The 13,845-nt window shown below is 67.4% G+C and carries 15 protein-coding genes and 1 pseudogene; 13 read left to right on the top strand and 3 right to left on the bottom strand.

The window, feature by feature from the left end; translation table 11 throughout:
* Nucleotides 1-37: 37 nt before the first annotated feature.
* Nucleotides 38-1,300 carry a dicarboxylate/amino acid:cation symporter gene (locus SMN802W_RS0107750; protein ID WP_019516338.1) on the bottom strand — a complete coding sequence of 421 codons (1,263 nt, stop codon included), beginning with the start codon at nucleotides 1,298-1,300 and terminating at the stop codon, nucleotides 38-40.
* 61 nt (nucleotides 1,301-1,361) lie between these two features.
* Between SMN802W_RS0107750 and glmM the strand changes: the two genes are divergently transcribed.
* From glmM to SMN802W_RS0107705, 9 genes are all read left to right on the top strand, one after another.
* Nucleotides 1,362-2,702, top strand: a complete 1,341-nt coding sequence (gene glmM, locus SMN802W_RS0107745) for a phosphoglucosamine mutase (protein ID WP_026325887.1) — start codon at nucleotides 1,362-1,364, stop codon at nucleotides 2,700-2,702.
* A gap of 158 nt (nucleotides 2,703-2,860) precedes the next feature.
* The gene (locus SMN802W_RS0107740) at nucleotides 2,861-3,160 is read left to right on the top strand and encodes a metalloregulator ArsR/SmtB family transcription factor (protein WP_019516336.1); all 300 of its coding nucleotides are present in this window, start codon (nucleotides 2,861-2,863) and stop codon (nucleotides 3,158-3,160) included.
* The gene (locus SMN802W_RS0107735; RefSeq protein ID WP_026325886.1) at nucleotides 3,139-3,798 is read left to right on the top strand and encodes an SdpI family protein; all 660 of its coding nucleotides are present in this window, start codon (nucleotides 3,139-3,141) and stop codon (nucleotides 3,796-3,798) included. Before SMN802W_RS0107740 ends, SMN802W_RS0107735 begins: the two co-directional genes overlap by 22 nt.
* A 129-nt stretch (nucleotides 3,799-3,927) precedes the next feature.
* Nucleotides 3,928-4,155 (top strand): DUF1272 domain-containing protein, encoded by a 228-nt coding sequence (locus tag SMN802W_RS0107730; protein ID WP_019516334.1) that lies wholly within the window; start codon nucleotides 3,928-3,930, stop codon nucleotides 4,153-4,155.
* Between the two features lie 116 nt (nucleotides 4,156-4,271).
* A complete protein-coding gene (gene thiD / locus SMN802W_RS0107725) occupies nucleotides 4,272-5,441 on the top strand; it encodes a bifunctional hydroxymethylpyrimidine kinase/phosphomethylpyrimidine kinase (RefSeq protein ID WP_019516333.1) in 1,170 nt (389 codons plus the stop codon).
* Nucleotides 5,441-6,094: a ribonuclease HII gene (locus SMN802W_RS0107720; RefSeq protein ID WP_019516332.1), complete on the top strand. Its 654-nt coding sequence runs from the start codon at nucleotides 5,441-5,443 to the stop codon at nucleotides 6,092-6,094. Before thiD ends, SMN802W_RS0107720 begins: the two co-directional genes overlap by 1 nt.
* A gap of 151 nt (nucleotides 6,095-6,245) precedes the next feature.
* Nucleotides 6,246-7,376: a site-specific DNA-methyltransferase gene (locus tag SMN802W_RS0107715; protein ID WP_019516331.1), complete on the top strand. Its 1,131-nt coding sequence runs from the start codon at nucleotides 6,246-6,248 to the stop codon at nucleotides 7,374-7,376.
* Nucleotides 7,377-7,386: 10 nt separating this feature from the next.
* Complete coding sequence (gene folP, locus SMN802W_RS0107710; protein WP_019516330.1) at nucleotides 7,387-8,433, top strand: dihydropteroate synthase; 1,047 nt, start codon at nucleotides 7,387-7,389, stop codon at nucleotides 8,431-8,433.
* A gap of 135 nt (nucleotides 8,434-8,568) precedes the next feature.
* Nucleotides 8,569-9,453 (top strand): bestrophin family protein, encoded by an 885-nt coding sequence (locus SMN802W_RS0107705; RefSeq protein WP_019516329.1) that lies wholly within the window; start codon nucleotides 8,569-8,571, stop codon nucleotides 9,451-9,453.
* Between the two features lies 1 nt (nucleotide 9,454).
* Here SMN802W_RS0107705 and SMN802W_RS0107700 read toward each other — a convergent pair whose 3' ends face one another.
* The gene (locus SMN802W_RS0107700) at nucleotides 9,455-10,195 is read right to left on the bottom strand and encodes an SDR family NAD(P)-dependent oxidoreductase (protein ID WP_019516328.1); all 741 of its coding nucleotides are present in this window, start codon (nucleotides 10,193-10,195) and stop codon (nucleotides 9,455-9,457) included.
* Between the two features lie 21 nt (nucleotides 10,196-10,216).
* Nucleotides 10,217-11,634, bottom strand: a pseudogene (locus SMN802W_RS16665) (sigma-54-dependent transcriptional regulator).
* A gap of 168 nt (nucleotides 11,635-11,802) precedes the next feature.
* Here SMN802W_RS16665 and SMN802W_RS18215 point away from each other — a divergent pair.
* The 4 genes from SMN802W_RS18215 to SMN802W_RS0107675 are packed head-to-tail and all read left to right on the top strand — an operon-like array spanning nucleotide 11,803 to nucleotide 13,818.
* Entirely contained in the window at nucleotides 11,803-11,928 is a 126-nt protein-coding gene (locus SMN802W_RS18215) for a hypothetical protein (protein ID WP_026325885.1), read from the top strand.
* A 4-nt stretch (nucleotides 11,929-11,932) separates the two neighbouring features.
* Nucleotides 11,933-13,057 carry an NAD(P) transhydrogenase subunit alpha gene (locus tag SMN802W_RS0107685; RefSeq protein WP_019516326.1) on the top strand — a complete coding sequence of 375 codons (1,125 nt, stop codon included), beginning with the start codon at nucleotides 11,933-11,935 and terminating at the stop codon, nucleotides 13,055-13,057.
* Nucleotides 13,054-13,518 carry an endonuclease domain-containing protein gene (locus SMN802W_RS17900; RefSeq protein WP_443208587.1) on the top strand — a complete coding sequence of 155 codons (465 nt, stop codon included), beginning with the start codon at nucleotides 13,054-13,056 and terminating at the stop codon, nucleotides 13,516-13,518. Before SMN802W_RS0107685 ends, SMN802W_RS17900 begins: the two co-directional genes overlap by 4 nt.
* Nucleotides 13,519-13,818, top strand: a complete 300-nt coding sequence (locus SMN802W_RS0107675; RefSeq protein WP_019516324.1) for an NAD(P) transhydrogenase subunit alpha — start codon at nucleotides 13,519-13,521, stop codon at nucleotides 13,816-13,818.
* Nucleotides 13,819-13,845: the final 27 nt, after the last annotated feature.

Here is a 13,845-nt window from a genome sequence, read left to right as displayed (position 1 = left end):
CACCAGTGTCAATAAGTTGTTTCCGTCGCGCCGTCAATCAAGCGGCGGGCAGCTCGACCAGTTCGTCGTCCTCCACCGGTTCGGCGCCGCGTCCCAGCAATGCGGTCGTGGCGATATCCATCGTCACGTTGCCGACGGTGCGGATGATGTCGGGGATCGTCTCCACCGCCACCAGCAGGCCGAGCGGCGCGACGGGCGCGCCCAGCGTCGCGGCCACCGGCGCGATCGCGCTGACGTAGCTGACCGTACCCGGCAGGCTGACCGAACCGAGCGAGGTCAGCGTCGCGACTACGGTCGCCGTCGCGATCGTGCCGAACGTCAGCTCGACCCCGAACCAGCGCGCGACATAGATCGCCACCGCCAGGTTCATCGCCGGCCCCGTGGCACGGAACACCGCGACCGCCAGCGGCAAGGTCACGCCCCCGACGCGCACCGGCACCCCCGCCACGCGCGTGCCCTCCAGCATCGCCGGCAATGACGCGAGCGAGGATTGCGTGCTGATCGCGACCACCTGCGCCGGCAGCGCGGCACGCACGAACCGCCCCAGCGGCAATCGCGCACCCAGCAGCGCGAGCGGATAGGCGAACAGCGATACGACCACGCCGACCGCGACCACGGTCAGGATGTAATGCACCAGCGCCCCGAACGCGCCCGTGCCTGCGCGCGCGCCGACCACCAGCGCCAGCGCGAACACGCCGACCGGCGCGATCCACAGCACCCAGTCGATCACCACCAGCATCGTGTCGCGCAGCGCGGTGAAGAACTTCGTCAGCAGCACGCGCAACTCGGGCTCGATCCGCCCCAGCGCGAACGCGAAGACGAGCGTGAAGATGATCAGCGACAGAAACGCATTGTCGCCCGCCGCCTTGACGACGTTCGACGGCACCACGCCCGCCAGGAACTCGCCCAAGGGCGGCACCTCCGGGATCGCCTGCGCCCCCGTCAGCGCGCTGCGCAGCGCCGCCGCCGATGCCGCGGGCAGCGGCACCAGTTCGAGGAACAACGGCGTCAGCACTGCCGCCGCCGCGGCCGAGCAGAACAGCAGAACGACGTAGAGCGCGATCGCGCGCGCGGCGAGCCGCCCTGCCTTCGCCGCCTCCGCGGTCGCGGCAACGCCGGTCACCAGCAGCGACACGACCAGCGGCACGATCGTCATCTGCAACCCGTGCAGCCACGCCGAGCCGATCGGTTCGGCCACGCTCGCCACGCCCGGCACGAAAGCGGGGGCGAAGGCGGCAAGCGCGATCCCCGCCGACAGTCCGACGATCAGCGATAGTAATATTCGGGTCGCCTGCGACATTATCGCCCTTTTCACCGACGTTCGTTATGGAGCCGAACAGCGCAAGCGGATGGAAGGCGTGATGGCAAGAAAGTATTTCGGCACCGACGGCATACGCGGGCTTACCAATGCGGGTGCGATGACCGCCGAGATGGCGATGCGCGTCGGCATGGCAGCGGGCCGCCACTTCCTGCGCGGGCAGCACCGTCACCGCGTCGTGATCGGCAAGGACACGCGCCTGTCGGGCTATATGCTGGAAAGCGCATTGCAGGCGGGCTTCACGTCCGTGGGCATGGATGTGACGCTCGTCGGCCCGATCCCGACGCCCGCGGTCGCGATGCTGACCGCGTCGATGCGCGCCGACATGGGCGTGATGATCTCCGCCAGCCATAATCCGTTTGGCGACAACGGCATCAAGCTGTTCGGCCCGGACGGGTTCAAATTGTCGGACGAGGACGAGGAAGCGATCGAGGCGCTGATCGACGCGGGTGACGCCGAACTTGCGCAGCCCGCCGAGATCGGCCGTGCCAAGCGGATCGACGACGCGCGCGGGCGCTATATCCACTTCGCCAAGACGACCTTCCCCGCCGACCTGCGCCTCGATGGCCTGCGCGTCGTCGTCGATTGCGCCAACGGTGCCGCCTATAACGTCGCGCCCGAGGCATTGTGGGAACTTGGCGCGGAGGTGATCTCGATCGGCGTCACCCCCAACGGCCTCAACATTAACGACAAGATCGGCTCGACCCACCCCGCCGCGCTCTCGGCCAAGGTGCTGGAAACCCGCGCCGACATCGGCATCGCGCTCGACGGTGACGCCGACCGCCTGATCGTCGTCGACGAGCGCGGCCGCGTGATCGACGGCGACCAGTTGATGGCGACGATCGCGGAGGGCTGGGCGCGCACCGGGCGGCTGAAGGGCGACGGCCTCGTCGCCACGGTCATGTCCAACCTCGGCCTCGAACGCCACCTGGCGGAGCACGGCCTCGGCCTCGTCCGCACCAAGGTCGGCGACCGCCACGTGCTCGAACGCATGCGCAGCAGCGGCTACAATGTCGGCGGCGAGCAGTCGGGGCACATCATCCTGTCCGACTACGCCACCACCGGCGATGGCCTCGTCGCCGCACTTCAGGTGCTCGCCGAGGTCAAGCGCGCGAGCGCGCCCGCCAGCCGGGTGCTCCACCGCTTCGAGGCGGTGCCGCAGATCCTCAAGAACGTCCGCTTCGCCGGCGGCAAGCCGCTCGAGCACGACGCGGTCAAGGCCGAGATCGCGCGCGCCGAGGCCGAACTTGCCGGCACCGGCCGCCTCGTCATCCGTCCCTCCGGCACCGAACCCGTCATCCGCGTCATGGCCGAAGGCGACGACCGCGCCCAGGTCGAACAGATCGTCGACACGATCTGCGACGCCGTCAGGCGCGCGGGATAAGGGACGCGCCTCGGCCACGTTGCGGGGTCGGGGCAAGCACGCGAGCAAGAGCGAAGCTCTGCGGGCGCGTACCCGCGAACCTGCGAGTGACGGTCGGCATCTAAGCTTGAATCAGGCGTCATAGCCTATTAGCTAATAGGCTAATTAGTGAGGCTTGGATGAACGAGGTTTTTGACGCGTTGGCGCACCCGATCCGCCGCAAGGTGCTGGAAATGCTGCGCGGCGGTAGCATGAGCGCTGGCGCATTGGCCCAGGCGTTCCCGGTGTCGAAGCCGACGATGTCGGCGCACTTCGCGAAGCTCAAGGGAGCAGGGCTGATCCAAAGCGAAAGCCGCCAGGGCAGCATCATCTATTCACTCAACCTGTCGGCAATTGAAGAGGTCGTCATGGGCTTCATGGGGCGGCTCGGTGTCGGGGAAGATAAAGGGGAGCAGGCATGCGCAACCGAGAGTTGCTGATCGCATCAGCCGGGACAATCCTCGGGCTCTCGTATGTCGCGACGCGCGCGTATGAGCGTCTGCCGGCGGGAACGCTGCTGCCGGTGCACTGGGGGGTAACAGGCGAGCCGGACCGCATGGCCGACGCATCGCTCGCGCTGGCGCTGCCGGTGCTGCTGTGCGTACTTTTCTCCGGTCTGCTGTTCGCAGTCCCGAAACTTGAACCACTACAACCAGGGTTGGACCGCAGCGTTTCACTGCTTCGCACCACATGGGCGAGCCTGCTCGGGTTGATGGCGTTGATCGAGCTCTGCGTCGCGGCACCCGCCTTCGGCCTGTCGCTACCCACCGGCCTGCCAATCGTCGGCGTGGGCTTGCTATTGGTCGCAATCGGTAACGCACTTCCGAAATCTCGCCCCGGCTTCTTCATCGGCATCCGTACGCCGTGGGCGCTGATCGATGAGGATAATTGGATAGCAACTCACCGCCTCGGCTCTAGAACGATGATGGCGGCGGGCGGAATGATTGTTTTGGGCACGCTGCTGCCGTTGCCGCCCACCACGCGCGCGCTCCTGTTCTGGTTGGCGATAGCGACGGTTGTTGTACCGCCGGTTCTTTACTCCTACCTGCACTGGCGCCGCGCCCAGGTTTCGTCATAACCCGGAAAGTGCGGTGATCCTGGCAGGACGACGGCTGCTAACGCGCGCACCATGATCGAGGTACCGCCGCTCGGGTAGCGCACGTCGCTTCCACTTTCCCCCGTACCCTCCTGTCGCTATCTCGCCCCCATGCTCGAGATGCGCCCAGATTGCGAACGCTGCGGCGTTGACCTGCCCGCCGATGAAGGCGGCGCGTTCATCTGTTCGCTGGAGAATACCTTCTGCGCCGATTGCGCCGACGCGCTCGATGAACGCTGCCCTGATTGCGGCGGCGAGCTGCTCGATCGCCCGGCGCGTGTCGGCAAGGCGTTGACGCAGCACCCCGCCTCCACCACCCGCCACGCCCGCGCACATTGAGGTCGGGCGCTGTCCTACCCACACCCTTGCCGCTATCGCACCCACATGACCATCAACCCCTGTTCCCGCGAAGTTGAGAGTGCGCGCGTGACTGTCAACTTTCTCAACTTCGCCGCATGACGATCCCGCGCATCCTCGTTGTCGCCGGCTCGGATTCAGGCGGCGGTGCCGGTATCCAGGCCGACATCAAGACCGTGACGATGCTCGGCGGGCACGCGATGACGGCCATCACCGCGCTCACGGTGCAGAACACGCTGGGGGTCGAGGGCGTCCACCCGGTCCCGCCCGCCTTCGTCGTGCAACAGATGGCGTGCGTCGCCAGCGACATCGGCGTCGACGCGGTCAAGATCGGCATGCTGGGCGGTGTAGAGGTCGCGCACGCGGTCGCCGACGAGCTGGAGAGCGGCCGCTACGGCACGCACATCGTGCTCGATCCCGTCATGGTCGCGACAAGCGGCGCGGTGCTCGCCGATGCGGACACGACCGCCGCGATGCAGCGGCTGGCGAGATTGGCTACACTCGTCACACCGAACCTGCCCGAATTTCGCGTGCTGTGCGGCCTCCCCGACCTGAGCGACGCGGCATGGGAGTCCGAAGCGTCCGCCTACGCCGCGCGCGTCAACACGCACCTGCTGGTCAAGGGTGGCCACGCCGAGGGCGACACGATTGTCGACCGCCTGTTCTCGCCCGACGGTGCGATCACACGTTGGTCGGGCGCGCGCATCGACACGATCCACACGCACGGTACCGGCTGCACGCTGGCGAGTGCGATCGCGGAAGGGCTTGGGCGCGGGCTGGCGCTCAACGATGCGATCGCGCGCGCGCGTCTGCTCGTTCGCCTGGCGTTGCGGCAAGCACCCGGGCTTGGCCGCGGCCATGGCCCGATGGGTCACGCGCAGGTCCGCGATGTGCCGGGCGCGCGCCCGACGTTCAACCACGTCACGTTGCCCACGACCGACCATGCCGCCAGCGTCGCCTTCTACCAGTCGGTCGGGCTGACCCGGATCGTCGACAGCGGCGGACGCTATGCGCGGTTCGAAACCGCGGGCGGCACCACTTTGTCGGTCGAGGCCGCGGCCGAGATCGGCGGGCGCGCGATCGTCTATCTCGAAATCGCCGACCTCGACGCCGCGGTCGCCGATGCGCGCGCAGAGGGGATCGTGGTCACTGATCCGATCGATCAGCCGTGGGGCTGGCGCGAGGCGTCGCTTACCGACCCGGCTGGCAACGCGCTGCGCCTCTACACCGCGGGCGAGCAGCGCCGCTTTCCGCCGTGGCGGCTCTGATGCCGGGGTTGAAACACGAGAAACTCTGCCTGCCGCCGGTCGCGGGTGTCGACGAGGCGGGCAGGGGGCCGCTTGCCGGTCCCGTCGTCGCTGCCGCGGTTGTGCTGCCGGCGAAGGGCATCCCACGCGGCATCAACGATTCGAAGAAGCTGCCCGCGGCCGAACGCCAGCGGCTTCACGATCGGCTGCTCGGCTGCGCGGTGGTCGGTATCGGCGTGGTCGAGGCGGACGAGATCGACCGGTTGAACATCTACTGGGCGACGATGAAGGCGATGACGCTCGCGGTCGATCAGGTGACGGCGCTGCTCGGCCGCGCGCCCGGCCACGTGCTGGTCGACGGCAACCGCCTGCCGCGCTGGAGCTACGCCGCGACGCCGATCGTCGGCGGCGACGCGGTCAGCACCTCGATCGCCGCCGCCTCGATCGTCGCCAAGCACACGCGCGACCGCATCATGATCGCGCACGCGGAGGCTTACCCGCATTACGGCTGGCATTCGAACAAGGGCTATGGCTGTGCGGCGCACCTGCGCGCGCTGCGCGAACATGGCCCTGCGCCGATTCATCGCCGCAGCTTCGCCCCCGTCACGCAGGCCGAGCTGCCGTTCGCACGTGGCGACGCGACTGAGTCTTTCGCGACACACCACAATAGCTAGAGCCTGCGCGCAGCGGCTTGACTCAACATCTGGCCGCGGTCCGCTTCCGTTCCGCCGCGTTGACGCAATCTCAACCACCTTCGTCAACAAAGTGTGCTTGACGGAGTCCTGCTTTCCCGCACGATAGGGGTCGTTCAAGGGGGCCTGGGTGATGGGTGTGTTAACAAAGGTCGCGCCGGCCGGGTGTGCGGCTGGCGATGCGGAGTCGACGCTCCCGCTCGATCAGATCGTAATGGGCGATTGCGTCGCCGCAATGCGTGCGCTGCCCGCGAAGTCGGTCGACATGATCTTCGCCGATCCGCCCTACAATCTGCAACTCGGCGGCGACCTCAACCGTCCGGACGGCAGTCACGTCGACGCGGTCACCGACGAGTGGGACAAGTTTGACAGCTTCGCCTCCTATGACGCGTTCACCCGCGCCTGGCTGACCGAGGCGCGGCGTATCCTGAAGGACGACGGGACGCTGTGGGTGATCGGCAGCTACCACAACATCTTTCGCGTCGGCGCGGCGGTGCAGGATCTCGGCTACTGGATCCTCAACGACATCGTCTGGCGCAAGGCCAATCCGATGCCGAACTTTCGTGGCACCCGCTTCACCAACGCGCATGAAACGCTGATCTGGGCGTCGAAGGGCGAGAAGGCGAAATACACGTTCAACTATCGCAGCATGAAGACGCTAAACGACGAATTGCAGATGCGCTCCGACTGGGAGTTCCCGATCTGCGGCGGACAGGAGCGGTTGAAGAAGGGTGGGGTCAAGGTCCACCCGACGCAGAAGCCCGAGGCGCTGCTGTACCGCATCCTGCTCGCCAGCACGAAGCCGGGCGATGTCGTGCTCGACCCCTTCTTCGGCACCGGCACCACCGGCGCGGTCGCGCGGCGGCTTGGGCGGCGCTGGATCGGGATCGAGCGTGAACTGGGCTACGTCGATGCCGCGATGGAGCGGATCGCCGCCGCGCTGCCGCTCGACGAATCCGCGCTCGCCACCATGCAAAGCTCGCGCAGCGCGCCCAAGGTCGCGTTCGGCGTGCTGGTGGAGAACGGCTATTTCGAACCCGGCACAATGCTGTTCGACGCCAAGCGTCGCTTCACCGCCACCGTCCGCGCCGACGGGAGCCTGCTGTCGGCGTGCGGCGCCAGCGGATCGATCCACAAGCTCGGCTCCGCGGTGCAAAATGCGCCGGCGTGCAACGGCTGGACCTTCTGGCATCAGGAGATCGACGGCGCGCTCCGCCCGATCGACGCGGTGCGGCAGACCTACCTGCTCGCCACGCAGCCGTAACGGATATTAGATGCACCTGCGCCCGGTCCAGTTCGTCGACACCCCCGCCGCGCACGAGGATGGCGCCGTGGCGCGGCTAGCGGGCGGGATGCAGTGGTTCGCCGCCTATGAGGTGCTCGACGCCGGCCGTCGCTTCACCGTGCCGGTGGCGCAGGTCGCCAACCTGGGAGAGCGTGCCGCAACGCTCCATGCGCGCGTCATTTCTCCGCGGCCCGCGTGGCAACTCGGCGCGCGCACGCTTCGCTTCGACCAGCCGCAGGTCGCCGGCATCCTGAACGTCACGCCCGACAGCTTCTCCGACGGCGGCGCGCGCGCCGACGATCCGGCAGGGGCCGCAGCCGCCGGGGTTGTGATGGCAGGTCAGGGTGCCGCGCTGATCGATGTTGGAGGTGAATCAACCCGTCCGGGCGCGGCACTGGTGTGGGAAGAGGACGAAGCGCGCCGCGTCAGGCCGGTGGTCGAGCGTCTGGCCGCGGCGGGTGCGCTCGTCTCGATCGACACGCGCAAGGCGGTGGTGATGGAAGCCGCGCTTGAGGCAGGTGCCGCGATCGTCAACGATGTCGCCGCATTGCTGTGGGACGATCGCGCGCTTGAGGTGGTCGCACGCAGCGGCGCACCGGTCACCCTGATGCACTCGCCCGACCCGAAATCGGGGCCGCACGGCGGGCAGGGTTATGCCAACGTCGTGACGGAGGTGTTCGACTGGCTGGAGGCGCGCATCGACGCGGTGGCGGCAGGCGAGGTCGATCGCGCGCGGATCATGGTCGATCCTGGCATCGGCTTCGGCAAATCGCTGTCGGACAATCTCGCGCTCCTCAATAACCTGACCATCTTCCACGCGCTCGGCTGTCCGGTCATGCTGGGTGCCAGCCGCAAGCGCCTGATCGGCGCGTTGTCGAACGAGGCGCCGGCGTCCGAACGGCTTGGTGGATCGGTCGCGCTCGCGCTCAAGGGCGCGGAGGCGGGCGTGCAGTTGTTGCGTGTCCACGACGTGGCGGAAACGATGCAGGCACTCCGCGTCTGGCGGGGCCTGCGCGACCGCGCGCTGGTCAGTTAGCCAGCCGCGACAAGTTGGCTGCGACCTTGCCGCCTGATTGTCGCTTTCCGATCGGGCCGTTTCAATACGTTTCTGCAGGCATCCGACGGCAATAACCATGCATCCGTTTCGCACCCGACCGGTTATGGGCGCACCATGATCGTCACTTCCGTTCCCCGCGCCAAGCAGATCTTCCGTGAAGTATGGAAGCCGCTCACCGTCCTGTTCATCTGGGACGTGATCGTCACGATCATCTACATGCGCTTCCCGTTCCGCGCGCCGTCGCTGCCGCTGACGCTGTTCGGCTCGGTGCTGGCACTGTTCCTCGGCTTTCGCGTCAATTCGGCCTATGATCGCTGGTGGGAGGCGCGCACCTTGTGGGGTGCGATGATCAACGCATCGCGCAGCATCGCGCGTGCCGCGCGCAACTTCCTGCCCGATCCGGATGCGCGCGACATGATCCGCACGATCGTCCTGCGCCAGATCGCCTACGTGAACGCGCTGCGTTGCCAATTGCGCAAGCAGCCGGTTGATGAGGTCGTGCTGAAATATCTATCGGAGGATGAGGCGCATCCCTCGCTTGCGCGCACCAACGTCGCTAACGGGCTGCTCGACGGGACCGGTCGCCGCATTGACATCGCGCGGCGCAACGGCTGGATCGACACCATTCAGCAGACGCAAATGGAGGCGGTGCTGGTCGACATCGCCAATGCGCAGGGCGGCATGGAGCGGATCAAGAACACGCCACTGCCCAACCAGTACCGCTTCCTGCCGACGCTGTTCACGCACGTGTTCGCGATCCTGCTGCCGATCGGGCTGGTCGAGACGCTCGGCTACGCGACCCCACTCGGCTCGACGGTTGCTAGCCTCATGTTCCTCGCTGTGCTCGCGATCGGCGAGGATCTGGTCGATCCGTTCGCCAACACCGTCCACGACGTGCCGCTTACGGGCATGTGCCGCACGATCGAGATCGACCTGCTGCAATCGATCGGCGACGAGGCACCCAAGCCGCTCCAACCGGAGAAGGGCGTGCTCTGGTAGGCTAGAGCGTGTAGCCGCCGTCGCACACGAGGGTCGCGCCGGTGATCAGCGCCGCTGCGTCGGATAGCAGGAAGGCGACCTGCGCAGCGATCTCCCCGGGCTTTGCATAGCGGCCGAGTGGTGTCGCCATTGCCGCCAGTTCCGCGAAAGCGGCATCGTGCCCGATCTCGGCCGCACGGTCGGCGAACATCGGCACAGCATCCCATACGGGTGTCTCGACGCCCGCCGGGGCAATCGCGTTGACGCGGATGCGGTCGGCGGCACCTTCCTTCGCGGCGACCTTCACCAAATGGATCAATGCTGCCTTCGATGCTCCATATGCCGACACGCCTGCCTCCGGCTTGATCCCTGCCGCCGAGCTGGTCGCGACGATCGTGCCGCCGCCGTGCTTCATCGCGCGCATCGCGGCGCGGATCGTCAGGAATGCGCCGTCGAGATTGACCGAGACGATCCGCTGCCACTCGGCAAGCGACAGGTCGGTGATCGCACCCGCGCCCGCGACGCCCGCATTGACCACCGCTGCATCGATCCCGGCGAGCAGCGGCACCGCGCTGTCCCACAGTGCCTCGTCACGTACGTCGCCGGCGATGCGATCGATCACAACAGGCAAATCGACCCGCGTCAGCGCATCGTCATCGCGGTCGACCAACACCAGCCGCTCGGCGCCATGCGAAGCGAAATGCTGCGCGCAGGCGAGCCCGATGCCGGAGCCTGCGCCGGTGATAAGAATGTGCCTGACCATGCCGCTTGTTCTAGCAGCCGGTCAGGCGGCGCTGTCGATCCCCAATTCGCTCAGCTTGCGGTATAATGTCGAACGCCCGATCCCCAATCGCCGCGCGACCTCGGTCATCCGCCCGCGATAATGCCCGATCGCCAGCCGGATCACGTCGGCCTCGATCTGCTCGAGCGGGCGCAGGTTGCCGTCGGCCAGAAACAGCGTCACACCGCCCGATTGTGCGACCGGCTTGCTCGTTCCGCGCATCGCCCGGCCACCCAATTGCGCGATCTGCGGAAAGTCGGCGCGGGTCAGCGCGTCGCCCTCACACAGCACCGCGGCGCGGAACAACGCGTCCTGCAACTGCCGCACGTTGCCGGGCCAGTGATAATCCACCAGCAGCGCCAGCGCATCGTCGGTGATGCCGAGCTCACGCAAGCCCGGCTGCCCCGCGATCCGCGCAAGCAGGTGGCGCGACAACGCGGGGATGTCGCCCGGTCGTGCCCGTAGCGGCGGGATCGCGACCTGCACCGCGTTCAGGCGGTAGAACAGGTCCTCGCGCATCTGCTCGGCGGCGACATGCTCGGTCAGGTTCTTGTCGCTCGCCGCCAGCACGCGCACGTCGACCTCACGCGGGTGGCGCGCGCCGATCGGGTGAACCTCCCCGGTCTGCAGCACGTGAAGCAGCTTCGCCTGCGCATCAAGCGGGATCGCATCGACATGGTCGAGGAACACCGTGCCGCCATCCGCCTCCACCAACTTGCCGACCTTGCGCTCGAATGCGCCGGTGAACGCGCCCTTCTCGTGCCCAAACAATTCGCTTTCGATCAGATTGGCGGGCAGCGCGCCGCAGTCGATCGTCACCATCTGCGCGCGCGCGCGGGGGAAGCATTGTGGATCGCCTCCGCCACCACTTCCTTGCCGACGCCTGCCTCGCCCTCGATCAGCACGCAGACGCGCGCGCGCGCCGCCTTTGCCGCGATGGCGAGCGCGGCGCGGAACTCGGGCGCGGAGCCGACGATCTCGTCAAAGCCGAGCATCGCCGGGATCTTCTCGGTCAACGGGCGCAGTTCCCCTGCCGCACTCCCCGCAACCGCGGCGTCGAGCGCTTGGAGCAGCCGCTCGGGTGCCAGCGGCTTGACCAGGAAATCGGTTGCGCCCGCGCGCATCGCCGACACCGCATGCGCGACCGACCCGTTCGCGGTCAGCATCAGAATCGGCAACGACGGGCGATTGGCGCGCAGCTCCGCGATCAGGTCGGCGGCGGCGGGATCGTCCGACCAGTGGTCGAGCAGGATCGCGTCGAGCTGCATCCCCTCGTGCGTGCCCAGCATCGCCAGCGCCATCTCGCCGTCGTTCGCGAACAAGGTGCGCCATCCGCCGCGCGCGGCTAAGGCCGCGACCAGCCGCCGCTGCGCCGGTTCCTCGTCGATCAGCATCAATAAGCGCTGCCCGTTGCGCGTCATTCTCTCGTCCCCGACCGGTCTTTCGAGCATGTAAATAGCGTAACGGAGTAAAGCTGAGCTTAAACCGTCCCATGATTAGACATGCGGGTTCGCGCAGATCGCCCGTTGCCAGCACGCACGCGCGTGCATAGGGTCGCAGGTGAAACGACAATGCCAGAGAGGACCGTCATGGCTGCCCTACCCTCGGAGATGAAGGCGCGCGTCTCCACCTACGATCGCATGATCGGGATGCTCAAATGGGGTGCTGTCGCATGTTTCATCCTCGCCTTCTTCGTCATCTGGCTGATCGCCTGACGCGATGAAGATCGCGGTCCTCGCGGAGGGAGCCGACGGAGAGCGTCGCGTTGCTGCAACGCCGGAGACGGTGAAGAAGTTCGCCGCGCTCGGTGCCGAGGTCGCGGTGGAGGCAGGGGCGGGTGCGCAGGCGTCCTATGCCGATGCCGATTATGCCGCCGCGGGTGCGAGCATTGGCGACCGCACGGCCACGGTGGCGGGCGCAGACATCCTGCTCGGCGTGCAGGGGCCCAACGTCGCGACGATCGCGGGCGCGGCGCCAGGCGCGTGGATCGTCGCGGGGCTCAATCCCTTCGGCGAGCGTGCGCGGGTCGAGGCTTACGCCGATGCGGGGTTCGAGGCGCTGGCGATGGAGTTCATGCCGCGCATCACGCGCGCGCAGTCGATGGACATCCTGTCGTCGCAGTCGAACCTGGCGGGGTACAAGGCGGTGCTCGACGCCGCGGCGGAATATGGTCGTGCGTTCCCGATGATGATGACCGCAGCGGGCACGGTCAGTGCCGCCAAGGTGTTCGTGATGGGCGTCGGCGTCGCCGGGCTACAGGCGATCGCGACCGCTAGGCGGCTGGGTGCGCAGGTATCGGCGACCGACGTGCGCTCCGCCACGCGCGAGCAGATCCAGTCGCTCGGCGCCAAGCCGATCTTCGTCGAGCATGTGAAGGGCATCGAGGGCGAGGGCTCGGGCGGTTACGCCGGGGAGATGTCGCCGGAATATCAGGCCGCGCAGGCCGAGCTCGTTTCCGCGCACATCGCCAAGCAGGACATCGTCATCACGACGGCACTGATCCCCGGCCGCCCGGCGCCGCGGCTCGTCAGCGATGCGCAGCTGGCGACGATGCGCGCCGGCAGCGTGCTGGTCGACCTGGCGGTCGAGCAGGGCGGCAACGTCGAGGGCGCGGTCGCGGGCGAAATCGTCGAGCGTCACGGCGTGAAGATCATTGGCCACAGGAACGTCGCCGGCCGGCTGGCGACCGATGCCTCGGCGCTGTTCGCGCGCAACCTGTACAATTTCCTGTCGACCTTCTGGGACAAGGAGCAGGGCAGGCCGGTGCTCGACGAGGAGATCGGCGACGCGGTGCGGCTGACCAAGGGTGGACAGATCGTCAACCAGCGGCTGCTCAGCGCGTGACTTTAAATCCTCCCCATGCCCCGCATGGGGAGGGGGACCGTGCGCAGCACGGTGGAGGGATATCGCCCGTCCGCCATGCACGCGCGCTGCGCCGATCGATGACCCTGCCTGAAGTGCGGTTGTGGCAGCGTCTGCGCCGCCGTGCGGCCGGCGTAAAGTTTCGCCGCCAGCATCCGATCGCGGGCTATGTTCTCGACTTCTACTGTCCCGCGTTGCGCTTGGCGGTTGAAGTGGGCGGTGAGGCGCACGACCGCGGCGACCGTCCGCAGCGCGACACACGCCGCGACGCAATCTTGGACGCGAACGGACTGACCGTCCTGCACCTCGCCGCCGTCGACGTCCTGCGCGATCCAGACGCGGTGGCAGACGCAATGATGCGTGCCGCATCGCCCCTCCACCGCCCTATGGGCGGTTCCCCTCCCCATGCGCCGCATGGGGAGGATCTTGCCGGAGCTGCTTAAATGGACTTCGTTGCGATCCTGTCGATCTTCGTGCTGGCGTGTTTCGTCGGCTATTATGTCGTCTGGTCGGTGACGCCCGCGCTGCATACGCCGTTGATGGCAGTGACCAACGCGATCTCCTCCGTCATCATCGTCGGCGCATTGATCGCCAGCGCGGCGGCCGGAAGCACGGGGTCGAAGTGGCTGGGGCTGCTCGGCGTCGTGCTTGCCAGCATCAACATCTTCGGCGGCTTCGCGGTCACCAGCCGGATGCTGGCGATGTACAAGAAGAAGGAGCGACCAGCGGTCGCGAAGCACTGACGCGCGCCGTTCGCGACCACGCGGACG

The sequence above is a fragment of the Sphingomonas sp. Mn802worker genome, assembly GCF_000382485.1.
Lineage (GTDB): Bacteria > Pseudomonadota > Alphaproteobacteria > Sphingomonadales > Sphingomonadaceae > Sphingomonas.
This window is presented reverse-complemented; position numbering and strand designations above follow the sequence as displayed.